This window comes from Nocardioides sp. OK12 (assembly GCF_024341885.1).
In the GTDB taxonomy this organism is placed as follows: domain Bacteria; phylum Actinomycetota; class Actinomycetes; order Propionibacteriales; family Nocardioidaceae; genus Nocardioides; species Nocardioides marinisabuli.
Genome location: NZ_BNET01000001.1, coordinates 361,403 through 380,298, shown reverse-complemented (window position 1 = coordinate 380,298; position 18,896 = coordinate 361,403). Strand labels below are relative to the sequence as shown.

The following is an 18,896-nucleotide window of genomic DNA, read 5'->3' as shown; positions in this document are numbered from 1 at the left end:
CCTCCCATGACCGAGACCACACCGCAGGCCACCGACACGACGAGCACCGACGCGCGTGCCCTCGTCGTACCGGACAAGCCGGCGCTCGAGGGTCTCGAGTCGACCTGGGCGGCGCGCTGGAAGGAGCAGGACACCTACGCCTTCGACCGCAGCCAGCCGCGCGAGAACGTCTACTCCATCGACACTCCCCCGCCGACCGTCAGCGGCAGCCTGCACGTGGGCCACGTCTTCTCCTACACCCACACCGACCTGGTCGCGCGCTACCAGCGCATGCAGGGCAAGTCGGTCTTCTACCCGATGGGCTGGGACGACAACGGCCTGCCCACCGAGCGCCGGGTGCAGAACTACTACGGCGTGCGCTGCGACCCCTCGCTGCCCTACGACCCCGACTTCGCCCCGCCGGCCAAGCCCGACGCCAAGAAGCAGGTGCCGGTCAGCCGGCCCAACTTCATCGCCCTGTGCGAGGAGCTGGTCGCCCAGGACGAGGAGGTCTTCGAGTCGCTGTGGCGCACCCTGGGCCTCTCGGTCGACTGGTCGCAGCACTACACGACCATCGGCCCGAAGGCGCAGACCGTCAGCCAGCGCGCGTTCCTGCGCAACTTCGCCCGCGGCGAGGCCTACCTGCAGGAGGCGCCCACCCTGTGGGACGTCACCTTCCAGACCGCCGTGGCGCAGGCCGAGCTGGAGGCGCGCGAGTACGCCGGCGCCTACCACCGGGTGGCCTACCACGCCCCCGACGGCACCCCCGTGCACGTCGAGACCACCCGCCCCGAGCTGATCCCCAGCGTCGTGGCGCTGATCGCGCACCCCGACGACGAGCGCTACCAGCCGCTCTTCGGCTCGACGGTGACCTCGCCGGTCTTCGGCGTCGAGGTGCCGGTGCTGGCCCACCCGGGCGCCGAGATGGACAAGGGCGCCGGCATCGCCATGTGCTGCACCTTCGGCGACCTCACCGACGTGACCTGGTGGCGCGAGCTCGACCTGCCGGTGCGCACCGTCATCGGCCGCGACGGCCGCTTCACCCGCGAGACCCCGCCGTGGCTGGCCGCGGCCGAGGAGTCCTACCAGCGCCTGGCCGGCAAGACGACCTTCTCGGCGCGCGAGGAGATGGTCGCGATGCTGCGCGAGGTCGGCGACCTCGAGGGCGAGCCCAAGCCCACCCAGCGGATGGCCAACTTCTTCGAGAAGGGCGACAAGCCGCTCGAGATCGTCGCGACCCGCCAGTGGTACCTGCGCAACGGCGGGCGCGACGGCGACCTGCGTGACGAGATGCTCGCGCGCGCCGACGAGATCACCTGGCTGCCGGCCCACATGAAGCACCGCTACGACAACTGGGTCGGCGGGCTCAACGGCGACTGGCTGATCTCGCGCCAGCGCTTCTTCGGCATCCCCTTCCCGGTCTGGTACCCCCTCGACGCCGAGGGCGAGCCCGACTACGAGCACCCGCTGCTGCCCTCCGAGGCCGAGCTGCCGGTCGACCCGTCGACCGACGCCCCGCGCGGGTACGACGAGGCGCAGCGCAACCAGCCCGGCGGCTTCATCGGCGACCCGGACGTGATGGACACCTGGGCGACCTCGTCGCTGACCCCGCAGATCGCCGGCGGCTGGGAGGACGACCCCGACCTCTTCGAGCGGGTCTTCCCGATGGACCTGTGCACCCAGGGCCACGACATCATCCGCACCTGGCTCTTCAGCCGCGTGGTGCGCGCCCACCACGAGCACGGCCGCACGCCGTGGACCCACGCGATGCTCTCGGGCTGGATCCTCGACCCCGACCGCAAGAAGATGTCGAAGTCCAAGGGCAACGTGGTCGTGCCGACCGAGATCCTCGAGAAGTTCGGCGCCGACGCGGTGCGCTGGCGCGCAGCGATGGCCCGTCCGGGTCTCGACTCCCCCTTCGACGAGGCCCAGATGAAGGTCGGGCGCCGCCTGGCCATGAAGGTCCTCAACGCCTCCAAGTTCGTGCTGGGCAACGTGGGCGCGACCTCGTGCAACGCCTTCGAGGTCTCCGAGCCGGTCGACTGCGCGCTGCTGGGCCGCCTGGCCCTGGTGGTGCGCAAGGCGACCGAGTCCTTCGACGCCTACGACTACACCAGCGCCCTGGAGTCGGTGGAGAAGTTCTTCTGGGAGTTCTGCGACGACTACCTCGAGCTGGTCAAGGAGCGCGCGTACACCGAGGACGGCGGCGCGGCCACCGCCTCGGCGAAGGCCACGCTGGCCATCGCCCTGCAGGTGCAGCTGCGCCTGCTGGCGCCGTTCCTGCCCTACGTCACCGAGGAGGTCTGGTCGTGGTGGCAGGAGGGCTCGATCCACCGCGCCTCCTGGCCCACCGAGATCGACCTGGGCTCCGCGGCCGCCGCCGACCCCGTCGTGGTCGACGCCGTCGCGGCCGCCCTGGCCGGCATCCGCGGCGCCAAGTCGCAGGCCAAGGTCTCGATGCGCGCCGAGCTGGGCCGCGTCGAGGTCACCGGCCCCGAGGCCCAGGTGCGCGCGGCCGAGCTGGCCGCCGACGACCTGCGCCGCACCGGGCGCATCGTGGGCGACCTGGTCTTCACCGTCGACGGGTCGGCCACCGAGATCGGCGTGGCCGCCGAGCTCGCCCCGGTCGCCCAGGACTGAGCACCCCCGCACGCAGCAGCGCCCCGACCGGGACTCCGGGCGGGGCGCTGCTCTGCGTGGTGGGGGTGCGGCTCAGGCCGACTTCTTCTTCTTGGTCTCGGCCTCGCGCAGCACCAGCTCGGGGCTCTGCTGGCCCGCGACCACCTCGGCGTTGAGGATGACCTTGGCGACGTCGCCGCGCGAGGGGACGTCGTACATCACCTGGAGCAGGACCTCCTCGATGATGGCGCGCAGGCCGCGCGCGCCGGTGCCGCGCTCCATCGCCTTGTCGGCGATCGCGTCGATGGCCTCGGCGGTGAACTCGAGCTCGACGCCGTCGATCTCGAAGAGCTTCTGGTACTGCTTGACCAGCGCGTTGCGCGGCTCGGTGAGGATCTGCACCAGCGCGGGCCGGTCGAGCTTGGAGACGCTCGCGATCAGCGGCAGCCGGCCGATGAACTCGGGGATCAGGCCGAACTTGGTGAGATCCTCGGGACGCACCAGCGCGAGCAGGTCGTCCTCGGTGCGGTCGGCCTCCTTGCGGACCTCGGCGGTGAAGCCGAGGGTCTTCTTGCCGACCCGCTGCTCGATGATGTGCTCGAGCCCGGCGAAGGCACCGCCCACCACGAAGAGGATGTTCGTGGTGTCGATCTGGATGAACTCCTGGTGCGGGTGCTTGCGCCCGCCCTGCGGGGGCACCGAGGCGGTGGTGCCCTCGATGATCTTCAGCAGCGCCTGCTGCACGCCCTCGCCGGAGACGTCGCGCGTGATCGAGGGGTTCTCGGCCTTGCGGGCCACCTTGTCGATCTCGTCGATGTAGATGATGCCCGTCTCGGCCTTCTTGACGTCGTAGTCGGCCGCCTGGATCAGCTTGAGCAGGATGTTCTCGACGTCCTCGCCGACGTAGCCGGCCTCGGTCAGCGCGGTGGCGTCGGCGATCGCGAAGGGGACGTTGAGCATCCGGGCCAGCGTCTGGGCCAGGTAGGTCTTGCCGCAGCCGGTCGGGCCGATCACCAGGATGTTGGACTTGGCGACCTCGACGACCTCGTCCTTGGCGTGCTTGCCCCCGGCCGGCGCGAGGCCGGCCTGGACGCGCTTGTAGTGGTTGTAGACCGCCACCGCCAGCGACTTCTTGGCCTGCTCCTGGCCGATCACGTAGGAGTTGAGGAAGTCGAAGATCTCCCGCGGCTTGGGCAGCTCGCCCATGCCGACCTCGGTGCCCTCGCTGAGCTCCTCCTCGATGATCTCGTTGCACAGGTCGATGCACTCGTCGCAGATGTAGACGCCGGGTCCGGCGATGAGCTTCTTCACCTGCTTCTGCGACTTGCCGCAGAACGAGCACTTCAGCAGGTCTCCGCCGTCACCGATCCGTGCCACCGGGTCACCCTCCTCGATCCCCTCGGGCGAACGGGACGCCCGGGTCGTGCTGCTTGCAGAATTGCCGATCTGGTCGAAGGTACTCCCCGGACCGGCCCGTACGGGCCAGGACACGGGGAGTCCCCTCGTCTTGTGGACCTCAGGTGAGGGCCGGCGCCTTCAGCGACTCCAGGACCGAGTCGATCAGGCCGTACTCCACCGCCTGCTCGGCCGTGAGGATCTTGTCGCGCTCGATGTCGCGGCTGACCTCCTCGACCGGACGGCCGGAGTGGTCGCTGATCATCTTCTCGAGCAGCTCGCGCATCCGGATGATCTCGTTGGCCTGGATCTCGATGTCGGAGGTCTGGCCGAACGTGCCCTCGGTGTAGGGCTGGTGGATGAGGATGCGGCTGTTGGGCAGGCCCATCCGCTTGCCCGGGGTGCCCGCGGCCAGCAGGATCGCGGCGGCCGAGGCCGCCTGGCCCAGGCAGACCGTGCGCACGTCGGGCTTGATGAAGTTCATCGTGTCGTAGATCGCCGTCAGCGCGGTGAAGGAGCCACCGGGGCTGTTGATGTAGATGCTGATCTCCTGGTCGGGGTTCATCGACTGCAGGCAGAGCAGCTGGGCGATCACCGCGTTCGCGACGTCGTCGGAGATCGGCGTCCCGAGGTAGATGATGCGCTCCTCGAAGAGCTTCGCGTAGGGGTCGATGCGGCGCACGCCGTAGGAGGTGCGCTCCTCCCACTGCGGGATGTAGTAGTTCATGGTGTGCGGTGCTCCCGTCACTTCGTGTGGGCCGGGCGGCCGTCGTCGGCCGCCTCGCGAGCGCTCTTGATGACCTGGTCGACCAGGCCGTAGTCCTTGGCCTGGTCGGCGGTGAACCAGCGGTCGCGGTCGGCGTCGGCGACGACCTGGTCGATCGGCTGGCCGGTGTGCTCGGCGATCAGGTCGAGCAGCACCTTCTTGATGTGCAGCGACTGCTGGGCCTGGATCTTGATGTCCGAGGCCGAGCCGCCCATGCCCGAGGAGGGCTGGTGCATCATGATCCGCGCGTGCGGCAGGGCGTAGCGCTTGCCCTTGGTGCCCGCGCAGAGCAGGAACTGGCCCATCGAGGCGGCCAGGCCCATGCCGACCGTGGCCACGTCGTTGGGGATGTAGTTCATGGTGTCGTAGATCGCCATGCCGGCGTCGACGGAGCCGCCGGGCGAGTTGATGTGCAGGAAGATGTCGGCCTCGGGGTCCTCTGCCGAGAGCAGCAGCAGCTGCGCGCAGATCGCGTTCGCGTTCTGGTCGCGCACCTCGGAGCCGAGGAAGACGATCCGCTCACGGAGCAGACGCTGGTAGATGTGGTCGTCGAGGACGTTGAGCCCGCCGCCACCACCCATCCAGTGGTCGGAGGCGGTGTCGCGGCCTGCGGAGCTGGAGTTCTGGTTCACGTCGCCGACACTAGCCCGAAGGACGGACAGTTCCACGGGCAACCCCACCCTGTTCGCCGACAGCGGATTTCGAGGTCCGGCTGGTCCGGTCCACCGCACGCCGCGGGCTCAGTCCAGCCAGCCGCGCAGCGCCTGCAGCACCTCGGGGTGGTTGAGCAGGTCGAAGTGGTCGCTGCTGCCGACGTGCAGCACCGTCGCGCCGGGGAAGAGCTCGCCGCCCCTGCGGTCGCGCCCGTACGCCGAGCGCGGGCGCACCAGCAGGTCGCCCACCACCTGGCCGACCGGGTGCCGCTCGGAGGCGCTCAGGGTGGCCGCGACCAGCCGGTAGCGCGCGTGCGGCAGCGGCGCGACGTCCTCGGCGAGCCCGGCGACCAGGTCGTGCACGCCCACCGAGCGCCAGTCGAGCAGCCGGCCGAGGGCAGCGGTCTCGGGCAGCAGCGACAGCCCGCGGCTGCCGTGCCCGATCCCCCACGCGACGGGCGCACCCAGGTGGGGCGTGCCGAGCGTGACGACGTCGCTGACCAGCCGCGTCCACGGGGCGGCGGACCCGTCGCCCCCCACCGCCACCGCGCCGGCCGCCCGCATCACCAGCCCACCCATCGAGTGCCCCACCAGCGCGACGCGGGTGACCTCGACGGGCCAGTGGTCGACGACCTGCTGGAGCAGCGAGGTCAGCGCCGCGCCGTTCTCGCGCAGCGACAGCCCGGTGTTGGCCCGCAGCAGCACCGGGGTCCAGCCGCGCGCGGCGAGGTCCTCGGCGTACGTCGTGCCGGTGCGCTCGCGGTGCCGGCCCCAGTAGGACTCGTTCTCGCAGAGCCCGTGCAGCAGCACCACGACCCGCCCGGTGGCCCCCGGGAAGGCGGCGGCCAGCCCCTCGGCGTCGGGGACCACGTCGCGGCCCTCGTGGCGCACCGCCGTCGCGATCGCCATCTGCGGGCGCTCGCGCAGCAGCCGGTCGCCGATGAGGCCGTTGACGGCAGCGCTGACGAAGCGGCCCTCGGCGCTCCCCTCCAGGCGGGGGCCGGCGCCGGTCGAGGCGACCGTGTCGAGCCCGCGCGAGGCGGCCCGCAGCCCGAGCCCGAGCCCGCCGTACACGGCGCCGGCGATGCCGCGGTGCGCGGTCTCGACGACGCCGGGGCCACCCGCGCCCGTCACCCGTCGCCCGAGGCCGTGCACCCGGTCGAGCCAGGCGGTGTGGGTGTCGCGCACGCTGCGCACGACCAGCCCGTCGGCGACCTCGCAGGCCAGGGACGCCAGGTCCAGCAGCGTGGGGCCGGGCGGCGCGGGCGCGGCGGTGGTCGTCATGGCGACAGCGTAGCGCCCTGAGTGGACAGGCGTTCACTCAACAGGGGGCTCGTCCCCCTGGAACGCCACGACCCGCCCGAGCCGTGCTCGGGCGGGTCGTGGACGAGGGGCCTCAGGCTCAGGCCTGGGCGTCCTCGGTGTCGTTCTCGGTGCCAGCCTCGGCAGCGGGGGCCTCGGTCGCCCCGGCGGCCTCCGGCTCCTCGGCGGGCTGCTCCATGATCGTGCCGTCGGGCTGCAGGTTCTTCAGCTCCAGCACGTTGCCCGAGGCGTCCTTGACGGTCGCCGACTCCACCAGCACCGCCAGCGCCTTGCCGCGCAGGATCTCCTGCACCAGCTCGGGGATGTGGTTGTGCTCGAACATGTGGTTCGCGAACTCCTGCGGGTCCTGGCCGGACTGCTGGGCGCGACGGATCAGGTGCTGGGAGAGCTCCTGCTGGTCGACGCCGAGCTCCTCCTTCTTGGCGATCTCGTCGAGCAGGAACTGCGCGGCGACGGCGTCGCGGACCCGGCGGTCGAGCTCGGCCTCGAACTCCTCCTGGGTCTGCTCCTCGTCCTCGAGGTACTTCTCCATCGTGATGCCGGCCATCATCAGCTGCTGCTCGATGTTCTGGCGGCGCGCGTTGAGCTCGTCGGTGACCATGGTCTCCGGCAGCGGGACGCTGATCTTCTCGAGCAGGGCCTCGAGCACCGCGTCGCGGGCCTCGGCGGCCTGCTCGAGGCGCTTGCCGTTGCCCAGGCGCGAGCGGACGTCGGCCACGAGCTCCTCGGAGGTGTCGAACTCGGAGGCCAGCTGGGCGAACTCGTCGTCGAGCTCGGGCAGCTCCTGCTCCTGGACCTGGCTGACCGAGACGGCCACCTCGACCTCCTCGCCGACGAGGTCGCCGCCGACGAGCTGGGAGGTGAAGGTCTTGTCGTCGCCGGCCTTCATGCCGACCAGGGCCTCGTCGAGGCCGTCGATCATGCCGCCCTTGCCGACCTGGTAGCTCATGCCGGTGACCTCGGCGCCCTCGAGCACCTCGCCGTCCTTCATGGCCTTGAGGTCGAGCACGACGAAGTCGCCCTCGGCGGCGGCGCGCTCGACGTCGGCGAGGGTGCCGAAGCGCTCGCGCAGCGACTGGACCTGCTCGTCGACGTCCTCGTCGCTGATCTCGATGTCCTCGACCTGGGCCTCGAGGCCCTCGTAGGCCGGGAGGTCGATCTGCGGCTTGACGTCGACCTCGGCGGTGAACTCGATGTGGTCGTTGTCCTCGAGCTTGGTGACCTCGATCTCGGGCTGCGCGAGCGGCTCGAGCGAGTTCTCCTGGAGGGCCTCGACGTACTTCTTGGGCAGCGCGTCGTTGATGGCCTGGTCGAGGACCGCGCCGCGGCCGACCTGACGGTCGATGACCATCGGCGGCACCTTGCCCCGGCGGAAGCCGGGGACGTTGATCTGCTGGGCGATCGCCTTGTAGGCCGCGTCGAGGCTCGGCTTGAGCTCCTCGAAGGGCACCTCGACGGTCAGCTTGGCCCGGGTCGGGCTCAAGGTCTCGACGGCGCTCTTCACAGGGTGTCTCCTCATGGTTCGGTGGGTGTGTCGGCACAGGTGGTTCGCGGTGGGACGTCGGGGCGACAGGACTCGAACCTGCGGTCTCCTGCTCCCAAAGCAGGCGCGCTAGCCACTACGCTACGCCCCGCCAAAGCGCCCCCTCCGGCTCGCGTCGCGAGGCCGCCAGAGGCTCCTTGGAGCGGATGACGGGAATCGAACCCGCGTAGCCAGTTTGGAAGACTGGGGCTCTACCATTGAGCTACATCCGCGCGCGTGATCGTCGACGTCGACCCGCCCGGACGAGGGCGCGCGCCAGCCTGCGATCTGCTCAGTCATCGTGCCACACGGCCCGGCCGCGGCCACAACCGGCGCCCTCGCCGCCGGGCGCGGCACGGCGGTCTCAGCGCCGGTGCACGACCACCATGGCGCGGTCGTCGTCGGGGGAACCCAGCGAGGAGACCAGCCGCTCGGCCGAGCCCACGAAGCTGCCGCGCAGCAGCGTCTCGGCCTGCCCGAGCATCCGGTCGAGGCCCATCTCGATGTCGCGGCGGGGCCGCTCGACCATGCCGTCGGTGTAGAGGATCACGGCGTCGCCGGGGCCCAGGACCCCCTCGGCGACCTCGAACTCCGCCTCGTCGACCAGCCCGAGGACCGGACCGGCGCTGGGCAGCACCGCCCAGCGGCCCGAGCCCGAGTGCCGCTGCACGGCCGGCGGGTGGCCGGCGCTGCACACCGCGAAGCGCCCGGTGCGCAGGTCGAGCGAGAGGTGCACCGCGGTCGCGAAGCCCTCCTCCCAGCCCTGGCGCATCAGGTAGTCGTTGGCGGCGCGGAGGAAGTCCTGGGGCGCCAGCGACCCGAGCATCCCGCCGAAGGCGCCCGAGAGCAGCAGCGCACGCGTGCCGGCCGCGTCCCCCTTGCCCGACACGTCGACGACCACCACCTCGAGCCGGGTGTCGTCGTCGAGCACGGTGGCGACCAGGAAGTCGCCGGCGAAGGGAGTGCCCGACGCCGAGCGCAGGGCCGACTCGACCAGCCAGCCCGGCGGCAGCGACGGGATGCCGCCCTGGTTGAGCAGCCGGTCGCGCAGGTCGACGAACATCGACTCCCCCGTGTTGCCGGCCACGCCGAGGCTCGAGCGCCGCCGCGCGGTCACCAGCACGATCGCGACCATCAGAGCCTCGATGACCGCCACCGCGACGATCCGGGTCGACACCTCCTGCTGGAGCACCAGGGTGGTCGTCGCCAGCACCACGATCCACGCCACGAACCACGGCAGCTGACGGGGGTTGAGCACCAGGCTGCCCAGCAGGAGCGGCACCATCAGCGAGGTGATCGGGAAGATCGCCGGGACCAGCGCGACGCCCACCACCAGCAGCGAGGCCAGCAGGCACAGCAGCCCGACCGCGCGGAACCGGCGGACGCGACCGCGGCGCCACATCAGGCGCAACCGGTCGAGGCCGGCCCTGGCCGGCCCGGGGCGGGAGTGGTCGAACGCCGCGTCCATGCTCCGTCCTCCCCCGCTGGTGGCCCTCATCGTAGGGCTCGGGAGCGGAAGGTGGGCTGACAACGGCTGCACCAGAACAGGTTGCGCCCGACCATCTCGGTGGTGCGCACGGCCCGGCCGCACACCAGGCACGGCTGGCCGGTGCGCCGGTAGACGTAGACCTCGCCGCCGTGGTCGTCGCGGCGCGGCGCCCGCCCCATGGCCTCGGGCTCGTGCTCGGGGCGCACCGTGTCGATGCGCCCGGTGCGCACCCCCTCGGTCATCAGGACCACCAGGTCCTCCCACAGGGCCTGCCACTGCCCCACGCGCAGCGTGCGCCCGGGGCGCTGCGGGTCGAGCCGGTGCCGGAAGAGCACCTCGGCGCGGTAGACGTTGCCGACTCCCGCCAGCACCGACTGGTCCATCAGCAGCGCCCCGATCGGGGCGCGGCTGCGGCGGATCCGATCCCAGGCCAGGTCGGGGTCGGCGTCGGCGCGCAACGGGTCGGGCCCCTGCCGCTCGAGCACTGCGTCGCGCTGGGCGTCGGTGAGCAGCTCGCAGGCGGTGGCCCCGCGCAGGTCGGCGTACGCCCGACCGCGCGCGTCGTCGGCCACCAGCCGCATCCGCACCTGGCCCACCGGGGCGAGCACGTCGTCGACGTCGGGATGCACGTCGAGCTTGCCGTAGAGGCCGAGGTGCACGTGCACCCAGCGCGCGCCGGGGAAGGCGAGGAAGAGGTGCTTGCCCCACGCCTCGGCGTGCTCGAGCACCTGCCCGTCGAGCTCCTCGGCCGCGGCGGCGAAGCGGCCCTGCGGGCTGGAGACGCCCACCCGGCGGCCGGCGACGGCCGCGCCGAGGTGACCGGCCAACCGGTGGAGGGTGTGCCCCTCAGGCATCGTTCCCCTCGTCGGGGCCCAGGCCCCGCGCCGACTCGGGCAGCGGGGGCAGCACCGAGGTGGCGTCGTACGACGAGAGCTGGCCGATGCGCCGCACGTGGCGCTCGTCGCCGCTGAACGGCTCGGCGAGGAAGACCTCGACGAAGCGGGTCATGTCCTCGAGGCTGTGCATCCGGCCGCCGACGGAGACCACCTGCGCGTCGTTGTGGTCGCGGGCCAGCCGGGCGGTCTCCTCCGACCAGGCCAGGGCGCAGCGGATGCCCTCGACCTTGTTGGCCGCCATCTGCTCGCCGTTGCCCGACCCGCCGATCACCACGCCCATCGAGTCCTGCCCGGCCGCGCGCTCGCGGGCCACGGCCTCGGCGGCGCGCAGGCAGAAGACGGGGTAGTCGTCGAGGGCGTCGTAGACGAACGGACCGTGGTCGACGGGCTCGTAGCCGTGCTCGGTGAGCCAGGCGACGAGGTGGGCCTTGAGGTCGAGTCCGGCATGGTCGGAGCCGAGGTGCACGCGCATGGCGGGATCATCCCAGAGCCCGCGGGGCCGGTCGGTCTAGGGGTACATCCCCAGGAACGCGGCCACCTGGCGGGTCATCGGCTCGGCGGCGTCGAAGACCTCGGGGTGGCGCCAGAAGCCGTGCACCTGGCCCAGGTAGCGGGTCGCCACGACCGCCACCCCGGCGTCGGCGAGCAGGGCGGCGAGGTGCTCGCCCTCGTCGCGCAGCGGGTCGTGCTCGGCGGTGGTCACCAGGGTCGGCGGCAGCGTCCAGAGCCGGTCGGAGCGCAGCGGCGCGAGGTCGGGGTGCCGCAGGTCGGCCGGGGTGGCGGCGTACTGCTGCCAGTACCACTGCGCCTCGCGCGGGTCGAAGCCGTCGGCGGCGGTGCGGTAGCTCTCGAAGCCCGCCTCGGGGTCGAGGAACGGGTAGACCAGCGCCAGGGCGCGGAAGCGGCCGGGGTGGCGCAGCGCGGCGACCAGCGCCAGGTTGGCCCCGGCGCTGTCGCCGTGGGCGTAGAGCGGTCCGGAGAGGTCGTGCTCGGCACCCTCGCTGGCCAGCCAGCCCAGCACCGTGTCGACGTCGTCGGGGGCCGCCGGGAACCGGTGCTCGGGCGGGCGGCGGTAGTCGACGCTGAGCACCGTGACCTCGCTGCGGTTGGCCAGGCGGCGCGCCGCGGCGTCGTGCACGTCGATGTCGTGGAAGACGAAGCCGCCGCCGTGCAGGTGCACCAGGGTGCCCTCGCGCGCGTCGCGTGGCCGGTAGAGCCGGCAGCGCACGCCGCCGGCGTCGACGTCGAGCACCTGCTCGACGTCCTCGCGCGGCAGGCTCGCTGCCAGCTCACGGGCCTGGCGGCGCGACTCCTCGATGTCGAAGTCGGGCTCGAAGACCTTCGGGGTCAGGGCGGCCGCCTCGACCGAGCGGCGGGCCTGGGGGTAGAGCACGTGGACTCCTCAGCGCTGCATCAGGGCGTCGAGGCCGACGGCGATCGCGGCCGCGACCCGGAAGTCGACGCGCTGGTCGGGGACGGTGACGGTGTAGCGGTCGCGCAGCTGGAACTGGCGCTCCACGCTCATGAGCGGCGCCCCGTCGGGGGCGGTGAAGTCGAAGTGGATCGACAGGAAGGGCACGTCGGCGAAGCGCCGTACAAGCGCCGTCAGCTGGCTGCGCTCCTGGCCGGTGCCGGTGTAGCCGGGCCCCTCGACGTGGAAGGTCGAGCGCAGCAGGCTCGCCCCGAAGTCCTTGCGGAAGAAGCCGATCTGCTGCTGGGCCTCGTCGAGCACGTCGTAGCCGGCGTTGAGGTCGACCCGCTTGCGGGCCTTGAAGCTGAAGACCGCACGCGCCTTCGACTCGTCGGCGTAGAACGTGACCTCCTCCTTGAAGGCCAGCCGCTTCTGCTGGGCCAGCCCCATCAGCTGCCCCTCGGATCCGTCGGGACCGGCCGCGACGAGCTCGTAGCGGTTGGTGGTCATCGCGAACTTCTGCTTGACGTAGAAGCTGGGGAGGTACATCTCCGCGGTCATGGCCCGAACCTACTGCCGAGGAGTCACTTGTGAACCACCGACCGGTCACTTCCGCACCCTCGGTCCTGGCCAGGAGCAGACTGGTCGCATGGTCTGGTCGGTGCTGGCGCTGCTCCTCGTGGTCGAGCTGCTCGCGTGGGCGTCGTACGGCGTCCTGGGGTGGACGTGGTCGCCCGCCTGGCTGTGGGTGTGGCTGCTCCCGCTGCTGGTGGTCACGCTGTGGGCGCTGACCGCCTCACCCCGTGCCCGGTGGCGCGGCGCCGTGCTGACCCCGGTCGTCAAGGTGCTGGTCCTCACCGGGGCCGTGGTGTCGCTGGTTGTCACCGGGCACCCGGTGGCCGGCGTGGCGCTCGCGGTGCTCGTGGTGGTCACCCACCTGGCTGCCCGCCACCCCGACGTACGCGCGCAGCTGGCGGCGGCCGGTGACCGGTCGAGGGTGCACAGCTGACCGGTCGATGGTTCAGAAGTGACCGCTCGGCCGTCAGGCCTCGGCGAGGCGCGCGACCTCCTCCTCGGCGACCGCGGGGTCGAGCTTGGTGAAGACGGGGGTGGGCTTCTCGACGGGGGTGCCGACGACGATCGGGTGGCGCCGCCAGGCCGGGGCGGTGGTGTAGTCGCCGGTGATGACCGGGTAGCCGGGGCCGCCGTCGAGGTCCTCGACCTCCTCGATGCGCGGCATCGGCGCGATCTCGCCGGTGCCCCCCAGCGCGCGGTCGACGGCGTTGGCCGAGAACGGCAGGAACGGGGCGAGCACGAGGTTGAGGTCGGCCACGCACTGGGCGACCACGTGCAGGATCGTGGCCAGCCGCTCGCGCTGGTCGTCGCCCTTGAGCTTCCAGGGCTCGGAGTCGGAGACGTACTTGTTGACCACGCCCACCGCCCGCATCGCCTCGCCGATGGCGGCCTTGAGGCGGTGCCGCTCCAGCAGGTCGCCGACGAGGCCGAAGGCCGCCTCCGCGACCGCGAGCACCTCCTCGTCCTGCGGCTCCAGCGGGCCGGCCGCGGGGATCTCGCCGAAGTTCTTGGCGATCAGCGTCGCGGTGCGGTTGACCAGGTTGCCCCAGCCGGCGACCAGCTCGTCGTTGGTGCGGCGCACGAACTCGGCCCAGGTGAAGTCGGAGTCCTGGTTCTCGGGGCCGGCCGAGGCCACGAAGAAGCGGAACGCGTCGGGCTGGTAGCGGCTGAGCAGGTCGCGCACGTAGATGACGACCTTCTTGGAGGAGGAGAACTTGCGGCCCTCCATGGTCAGGAACTCCGAGCTGACCACCTCGGTGGGCAGGTTGAGCTCGCCGTAGGAGTGCGTCGTGCCCCCGCGCTCGCCCTTGCCCGAGTAGGCCAGCAGCTCGGCCGGCCAGATCTGGGAGTGGAACGTGATGTTGTCCTTGCCCATGAAGTAGTAGGACAGCGCCTCGGGGTCGTTCCACCACTGGCGCCAGGCCTCGGGGTCGCCGCTGCGCCGGGCCCACTCGATCGAGGCCGAGAGGTAGCCGATGACGGCGTCGAACCAGACGTAGAGCTTCTTGGTGGGCTGCTCGCGCCACCCGTCGAGCGGCACCGCGATGCCCCAGTCGATGTCGCGGGTCATCGCCCGCGGCCGGATCTCCTTGAGGATGTTCTGGCTGAAGCGGATCACGTTGGGCCGCCACAGGCCGGTGGCCTCGCGCTCGTCGAGCCACTCCCCCAGCGCCTCGGCCAGCGCCGGCAGGTCGAGGAAGAAGTGCTGGGTCTCGATGAACTCCGGCGTCTCGCCGTTGATCTTGGAGACCGGGTCGACCAGGTCGGCGGGGTCGAGCTGGTTGCCGCAGGTGTCGCACTGGTCGCCGCGCGCGCCGCCGGCGCCGCAGATCGGGCAGGTGCCCTCGATGTAGCGGTCGGGCAGGGTGCGCCCGGTCGAGGGCGAGATGGCGCCGTGCGTGGTCTGCTCGACGAAGTAGCCGTTGGCGTGCACGCCCAGGAACAGCTCCTGCACCACCGCGTGGTGGTTGCGCGTGGTGGTGCGGGTGTAGAGGTCGTAGGTGCAGCCGAGCGCCGCGAGGTCCTCGGCGATGACCCGGTGGTTCTTGTCGGCGAGCTCCTGGGGGGCGACCCCGGCCTCGTCGGCGGCGATCAGGATCGGGGTGCCGTGCTCGTCGGAGCCCGAGACCATCAGCACGTCGTGGCCGGCCATGCGCATGTAGCGGCTGAACACGTCGGAGGGCACACCGAAACCGGCGACGTGGCCGATGTGGCGCGGACCGTTGGCGTAGGGCCAGGCGACTGCCGACAGGACTCTGCTCATGGGGGGAATCCTAGGAGTGCGTCCGTCGACCCGGTGCGGCGGTGCGGCTACCGTCGAGGTCATGACCACGTCGGTCGCGGAGGACCTGCTGCTCCTGCTGCTCGACGACGCCTCGGGAGCACCCCACGGCAGCACCTACCTGGTGCCCGCGCTGGGGGGCGCGCTGCTCGTCGAGCTCGACCGGGCCGGGCGCGTCGAGGTCGTCGAGCACGGCGGCCTGCTGCGCCGCCGGACGGTGCGCGCCCTCGGCACCGACGCCCCCACGGACGCCCTGCTCGCGGCGGCCTGGACCGAGGTGGCCCACAAGGAGCGCAGTCCGCAGCACCTGGTGACCCGCCTCGGGCGCGGGGTCGAGGAACCGCTGGCCGGGCGCCTCGTCGAGCAGGGGGTGCTCGAGCGGCGCGACGACACCGTGCTCGGGCTGTTCCACCGCACCCGCTGGCCCGAGCGCGACGGCACCCGCGAGGCCGTGCTGCGGCGCGAGCTGACCTCGGTGCTGGTCGGCGGCGCCCGGCCCGACCCGCGTACGGCGGCCCTCGTCGCGCTGCTGCACGCCGTCGGGCGCGCCCACAAGGTCGTCGACCACCAGGGCATGCGGGCCTCGCGGGTGCGGGCCCGGGCCCGCGACGTCGCCGACGACGCCGAGGTCGCCTGGGCGGCGAAGGCGGTCAAGGACGCGATCGCGGCCGCGGGCTCGGGGACCTACGTCGGCGGGGTGTGAGCCGGGCAGGTCGACGGCTCAGCCGGTGCCGCCGTACTTCTTGGCGCGCTTGCGGGTGCGGCGCCGGATCGCGGGCAGCTTGGCGTAGAGCGACTGGCCCGGGCAGGCGGTGTCGTTGGTGTCGCGGTGGCCGTCGATGACGCGCAGCTTGACCCAGCCGCGCCGGTACTTGTCGCTGCCGGTGCAGTAGACCCGCACCTTGCCCGACGGGCGACGGCGGTACTTGTCGAGCTTCCACGCCGCGAGCTTGACCAGGGCGGTGACCGTCTTGGAGGTGACCCCGGTGGTCTCGAGGTTGCCGATGACCGCGACGCCCATCGAGGTGTTGTTGAACCCCAGCGTGTGGGCGCCGCGCACGGGGCGCCCCGGCCCCCCGGCGCGCCCGACCCAGGTGCGGCCGAACTTGTCGACCAGGAAGTTGTAGCCGATGTCGGACCAGCCCAGCGACTGGGTGTGGTAGCGGTACATCGAGCGGATCAGGGCCGGCACGTCGCCACGGCTGTAGTCGTTGCCGCTGGCGGTGTGGTGCACGTGCACCTGGTGGATGGTGCGGCACATCACCGGCTTGCCGTCGCGCCAGGAGTCGTCGGCGCCCCAGTCGCTGCGGCTCAGCAGCCGCGGCCGCGGCGAGCGGCTCGGGCGGCGGGCCGTGGCGTCGCCCTCCTCGGCCGGCTCGTCGGTGGGCCCGTCGGTGGGCTCGTCAGTGGGCTCGCCCTTGGCGGCGGCACGGGCGCCGGGCAGCGACGGACGCACCCGTGCGTCCTGCGCGCGCTGCTCGGCGTGGATCAGCACCAGGCGGAGGTCGCTGGGTCGCCGTCCGACGACGAGCACCTCGACGCCGTCGGCCTCGGGCAGCCACAGCGGGTCGGTGCCGCGGCGTCCCTTGTCCTCGCCGCTGCCGGCGTCGGGCCCGTCGTGCAGCACGCGCAGCGCCTGCCACGACGACCACCGGCCACCGCTGCGGGTGCGCACCCGCAGGCCCGGCGCCGCGCCGCTCCAGGTCAGCGCGAGCATCCGGTACGTCGCGGTGTCGAGGCGACCGGTGGCCCAGCGCCCCGTCCCGCTGCGCGCGAGCCGCTGCCCGCCGAGGCTGATCTCGTGGGTGGTCACGCCGCCGGAACGGGTGGTGGTGGCACCCGAGACGGGCGGCGCGAGGGGTCCCGCGAGGGCACCGAGGGCGGGCACGGTCGACAGGGCCGCGGCCCGGGTGACCAGGGTGCGGCGCGGCATCGGTGGGCTAGACATCACTGACATCATGCGTCACTGCCGTCACAGTGTCGATCCCCTGTCACTGCCGCCCCGGCCCCCAGGCGGTAGGAATGGGGCGGTGAGCACCCCGCAGCCGCAGCCCAGCCCCGTGCCTGCCGCACCCTCCGGCCGCCAGGCCGGGCGGGGCTGGTTCGCCCGCCTGGCCAGCCGGCTGGTGCGCCCGTTCTGGGTGGTCCCGGCCCTGTGGTCGCTCGGCGCGATCGCGCTCGGGCTGGTGGTCCCCCGGCTCGACTCGACCGGCCTGTCCGACCTGCTGCCCTTCCTCTTCCCCGGCGACGTCGAGGGCGCGCGAAGCGTGCTGTCCAGCATCGCCGGCGCGATGATCTCGGTGACCGGGCTGGTCTTCTCCAACACCATGGTCGTCCTGCAGCTGGCCAGCAGCCAGTTCTCGCCCCGGGTGCTGCAGACCTTCCTGCAGGACCGCGTCACCCAGCACACGCTGGGCGTCTTCACCGCCACCTTCGTCTACGCCCTGACCGTGCTGAGGTCGCTTGCCGACGCGGGCGACAGCCCCGTCCCGCAGCTGGCGGTGACCCTGGCGTTCGCGCTGGTCGTCGCGGCGGTGGCGATGTTCCTGATGTTCATCAACCACATCACGGCCTCGGTGGGCATCTCCAACATCCTGCACCGCAGCGCCGCGGAGACGCGCGGCCTGCTCGAGCGCGGGCGCGGCGCCCGCACCCGCATGCCCGACGGCCCGCCCGACCTGCCCTACCTGGGGCACCAGCAGGTGGTGCTGGCGCGCAGCAGCGGCTACCTCGACGCGGTCGACGTCGACCAGGTCGCCGCGGCCGCGCAGCGCCACGACGTACGGGTCGAGCTGCTGCACCCGCTCGGCACGTTCCTGGTCGAGTCGCGCCCGCTGGCGATGGTGCACGGCGGCCGCGGCACGGACGTCGACTGGACCCGGGTCCTGGGTCGCCACCTCGACCTCGCCCGCGAGCGGTCGTTGCAGCAGGACATCTCCTTCGGGCTGCGACGCCTGGTCGACATCGCCGAGCGGGCCCTCTCCCCCGGCATCAACGACCCGACGACCGCCGTGCAGGTCGTCGACCAGCTGCACGACCTGCTGCACCGCATCGCCGCCGAGTCCGACCCCTACCCCGTGCACCTCGACGGGGACGGGACGGCCCGGCTGGTCACGCGCGAGGTCACGTTCGCCGAGCTGCTCGACCTCGCGGTCGACGAGATCGCCCACTGGGGCGCGGACAGCCTGCAGATCCCCCGACGCCTGCGCGCGATGCTCGACGACCTGCTGGTCGACGCCCGCCCCGAGCACCGCGAGGCGCTGCAGCGCAAGCAGTCGCAGCTGGCCGCCCTCGACACCGCCGGCTGACCCGGCTGACCCGGCCGACCCAGCCTCAGCTGAAGTCGAGCTCCGCGGTGCGCGAGCGCTTGAGCTCGAAGAACTGCGGGTAGCCGGCCAGCAGCACCGCGCCGTCCCAGACCCGGCCGGCCTCCTCGCCGCGCGGGATCGAGGTGAGCACGGGGCCGAAGAAGGCGGTGCCGTCGATCGCGATGGTCGGGGTCCCGACCTCGTCGCCGACCTGGTCCATGCCCTCGTGGTGCGAGGCGCGGATGGCGTCGTCGTACGACGCGTCGTCCCACGCCTCGATCAGCGACGACGGCAGCCCGACCTCGGCGAGGGCGTCGACGACCACGTCGCGCTCGGGGCCGCGCCCGTCGTCGTGGATGCGGGTGCCCATGGCGCTGTAGAGCGGGAGCAGCTGGTCCTGGCCGTGCCGCTGCCAGGTGGCCATGGCGACGCGCACCGGGCCCCAGCCCTTCTCCAGCGCCTTGCGGTACTCCTCGGGCACGTCCTTGCCCTCGTTGAGGTAGGACAGGCTCATCAGGTGCCAGCTGACCTCGACGTCGCGCACCTTCTCGACCTCGAGGACCCACCGCGAGGTGATCCAGGCGAAGGGGCACAGGGGATCGAACCAGAAGTCGGCCGTGGAGGTGGTGGACGTGCTGGACGCCGTGGCGGTCTCGGAAGTCATGGAAGGTTCAATCA

At 72.2% G+C, this 18,896-nt stretch carries 17 protein-coding genes and 2 tRNA genes; 4 read left to right on the top strand and 15 right to left on the bottom strand.

Translation table 11 applies throughout. From position 1 onward, the window contains the following. The first annotated feature begins 6 nt into the window (after window positions 1-6). Window positions 7-2,619 (top strand): valine--tRNA ligase, encoded by a 2,613-nt coding sequence (gene valS / locus OCU29_RS01915; RefSeq protein WP_261818593.1) that lies wholly within the window; start codon window positions 7-9, stop codon window positions 2,617-2,619. Window positions 2,620-2,691: 72 nt separating this feature from the next. Here the strand turns inward: valS and clpX are convergent, their stop codons facing one another. The 12 genes from clpX to OCU29_RS01855 form a co-directional block, all read right to left on the bottom strand. After that, window positions 2,692-3,975: an ATP-dependent Clp protease ATP-binding subunit ClpX gene (gene clpX / locus OCU29_RS01910; protein ID WP_179615832.1), complete on the bottom strand. Its 1,284-nt coding sequence runs from the start codon at window positions 3,973-3,975 to the stop codon at window positions 2,692-2,694. A gap of 139 nt (window positions 3,976-4,114) precedes the next feature. Then, a complete protein-coding gene (locus tag OCU29_RS01905) occupies window positions 4,115-4,720 on the bottom strand; it encodes an ATP-dependent Clp protease proteolytic subunit (RefSeq protein ID WP_179615831.1) in 606 nt (201 codons plus the stop codon). A 17-nt stretch (window positions 4,721-4,737) separates the two neighbouring features. Beyond that, window positions 4,738-5,340, bottom strand: coding sequence for an ATP-dependent Clp protease proteolytic subunit (locus OCU29_RS01900; protein ID WP_179617394.1), 603 nt, complete (start codon window positions 5,338-5,340; stop codon window positions 4,738-4,740). 159 nt (window positions 5,341-5,499) lie between these two features. Continuing rightward, window positions 5,500-6,696 (bottom strand): triacylglycerol lipase, encoded by a 1,197-nt coding sequence (locus OCU29_RS01895; protein WP_261818592.1) that lies wholly within the window; start codon window positions 6,694-6,696, stop codon window positions 5,500-5,502. Between the two features lie 118 nt (window positions 6,697-6,814). Continuing rightward, window positions 6,815-8,239: a trigger factor gene (gene tig / locus OCU29_RS01890; protein ID WP_261818591.1), complete on the bottom strand. Its 1,425-nt coding sequence runs from the start codon at window positions 8,237-8,239 to the stop codon at window positions 6,815-6,817. A gap of 57 nt (window positions 8,240-8,296) precedes the next feature. Then, a tRNA-Pro gene (locus OCU29_RS01885) sits at window positions 8,297-8,369 on the bottom strand. Between the two features lie 47 nt (window positions 8,370-8,416). Then, window positions 8,417-8,490: transfer RNA gene (locus tag OCU29_RS01880), tRNA-Gly, on the bottom strand. 131 nt (window positions 8,491-8,621) lie between these two features. Then, on the bottom strand, window positions 8,622-9,725 hold the full coding sequence (locus OCU29_RS01875; protein ID WP_261818590.1) for a PP2C family protein-serine/threonine phosphatase: 1,104 nt from the start codon (window positions 9,723-9,725) through the stop codon (window positions 8,622-8,624). 26 nt (window positions 9,726-9,751) lie between these two features. Continuing rightward, window positions 9,752-10,600 (bottom strand): Fpg/Nei family DNA glycosylase, encoded by an 849-nt coding sequence (locus tag OCU29_RS01870; protein ID WP_261818589.1) that lies wholly within the window; start codon window positions 10,598-10,600, stop codon window positions 9,752-9,754. Next, on the bottom strand, window positions 10,593-11,114 hold the full coding sequence (locus tag OCU29_RS01865) for a ribose-5-phosphate isomerase (protein WP_261818588.1): 522 nt from the start codon (window positions 11,112-11,114) through the stop codon (window positions 10,593-10,595). Before OCU29_RS01865 ends, OCU29_RS01870 begins: the two co-directional genes overlap by 8 nt. Window positions 11,115-11,150: 36 nt before the next feature. Further along, a complete protein-coding gene (locus OCU29_RS01860; protein WP_261818587.1) occupies window positions 11,151-12,035 on the bottom strand; it encodes an alpha/beta hydrolase in 885 nt (294 codons plus the stop codon). A 9-nt stretch (window positions 12,036-12,044) separates the two neighbouring features. Further along, window positions 12,045-12,614: a hypothetical protein gene (locus tag OCU29_RS01855; RefSeq protein WP_179615825.1), complete on the bottom strand. Its 570-nt coding sequence runs from the start codon at window positions 12,612-12,614 to the stop codon at window positions 12,045-12,047. 88 nt (window positions 12,615-12,702) lie between these two features. Here OCU29_RS01855 and OCU29_RS01850 point away from each other — a divergent pair, with 88 nt between their 5' ends. Then, window positions 12,703-13,062, top strand: coding sequence for a DUF2568 domain-containing protein (locus OCU29_RS01850; protein WP_261818586.1), 360 nt, complete (start codon window positions 12,703-12,705; stop codon window positions 13,060-13,062). Between the two features lie 33 nt (window positions 13,063-13,095). Here the strand turns inward: OCU29_RS01850 and metG are convergent, their stop codons facing one another. Beyond that, on the bottom strand, window positions 13,096-14,892 hold the full coding sequence (metG, locus tag OCU29_RS01845; RefSeq protein WP_179615823.1) for a methionine--tRNA ligase: 1,797 nt from the start codon (window positions 14,890-14,892) through the stop codon (window positions 13,096-13,098). A gap of 61 nt (window positions 14,893-14,953) precedes the next feature. Between metG and OCU29_RS01840 the strand changes: the two genes are divergently transcribed. After that, on the top strand, window positions 14,954-15,613 hold the full coding sequence (locus OCU29_RS01840) for a GPP34 family phosphoprotein (protein WP_261818585.1): 660 nt from the start codon (window positions 14,954-14,956) through the stop codon (window positions 15,611-15,613). 18 nt (window positions 15,614-15,631) lie between these two features. Here the strand turns inward: OCU29_RS01840 and OCU29_RS01835 are convergent, their stop codons facing one another. Next, the gene (locus OCU29_RS01835) at window positions 15,632-16,858 is read right to left on the bottom strand and encodes an N-acetylmuramoyl-L-alanine amidase (RefSeq protein WP_261818584.1); all 1,227 of its coding nucleotides are present in this window, start codon (window positions 16,856-16,858) and stop codon (window positions 15,632-15,634) included. 82 nt (window positions 16,859-16,940) lie between these two features. Here OCU29_RS01835 and OCU29_RS01830 point away from each other — a divergent pair, with 82 nt between their 5' ends. Beyond that, complete coding sequence (locus OCU29_RS01830; protein WP_179615820.1) at window positions 16,941-18,218, top strand: DUF2254 domain-containing protein; 1,278 nt, start codon at window positions 16,941-16,943, stop codon at window positions 18,216-18,218. Window positions 18,219-18,243: 25 nt separating this feature from the next. On the opposite strand, the gene OCU29_RS01825 is transcribed toward OCU29_RS01830, so the two are convergent. After that, on the bottom strand, window positions 18,244-18,882 hold the full coding sequence (locus OCU29_RS01825; RefSeq protein WP_179615819.1) for a DsbA family protein: 639 nt from the start codon (window positions 18,880-18,882) through the stop codon (window positions 18,244-18,246). Between the last annotated feature and the right edge of the window lie 14 nt (window positions 18,883-18,896).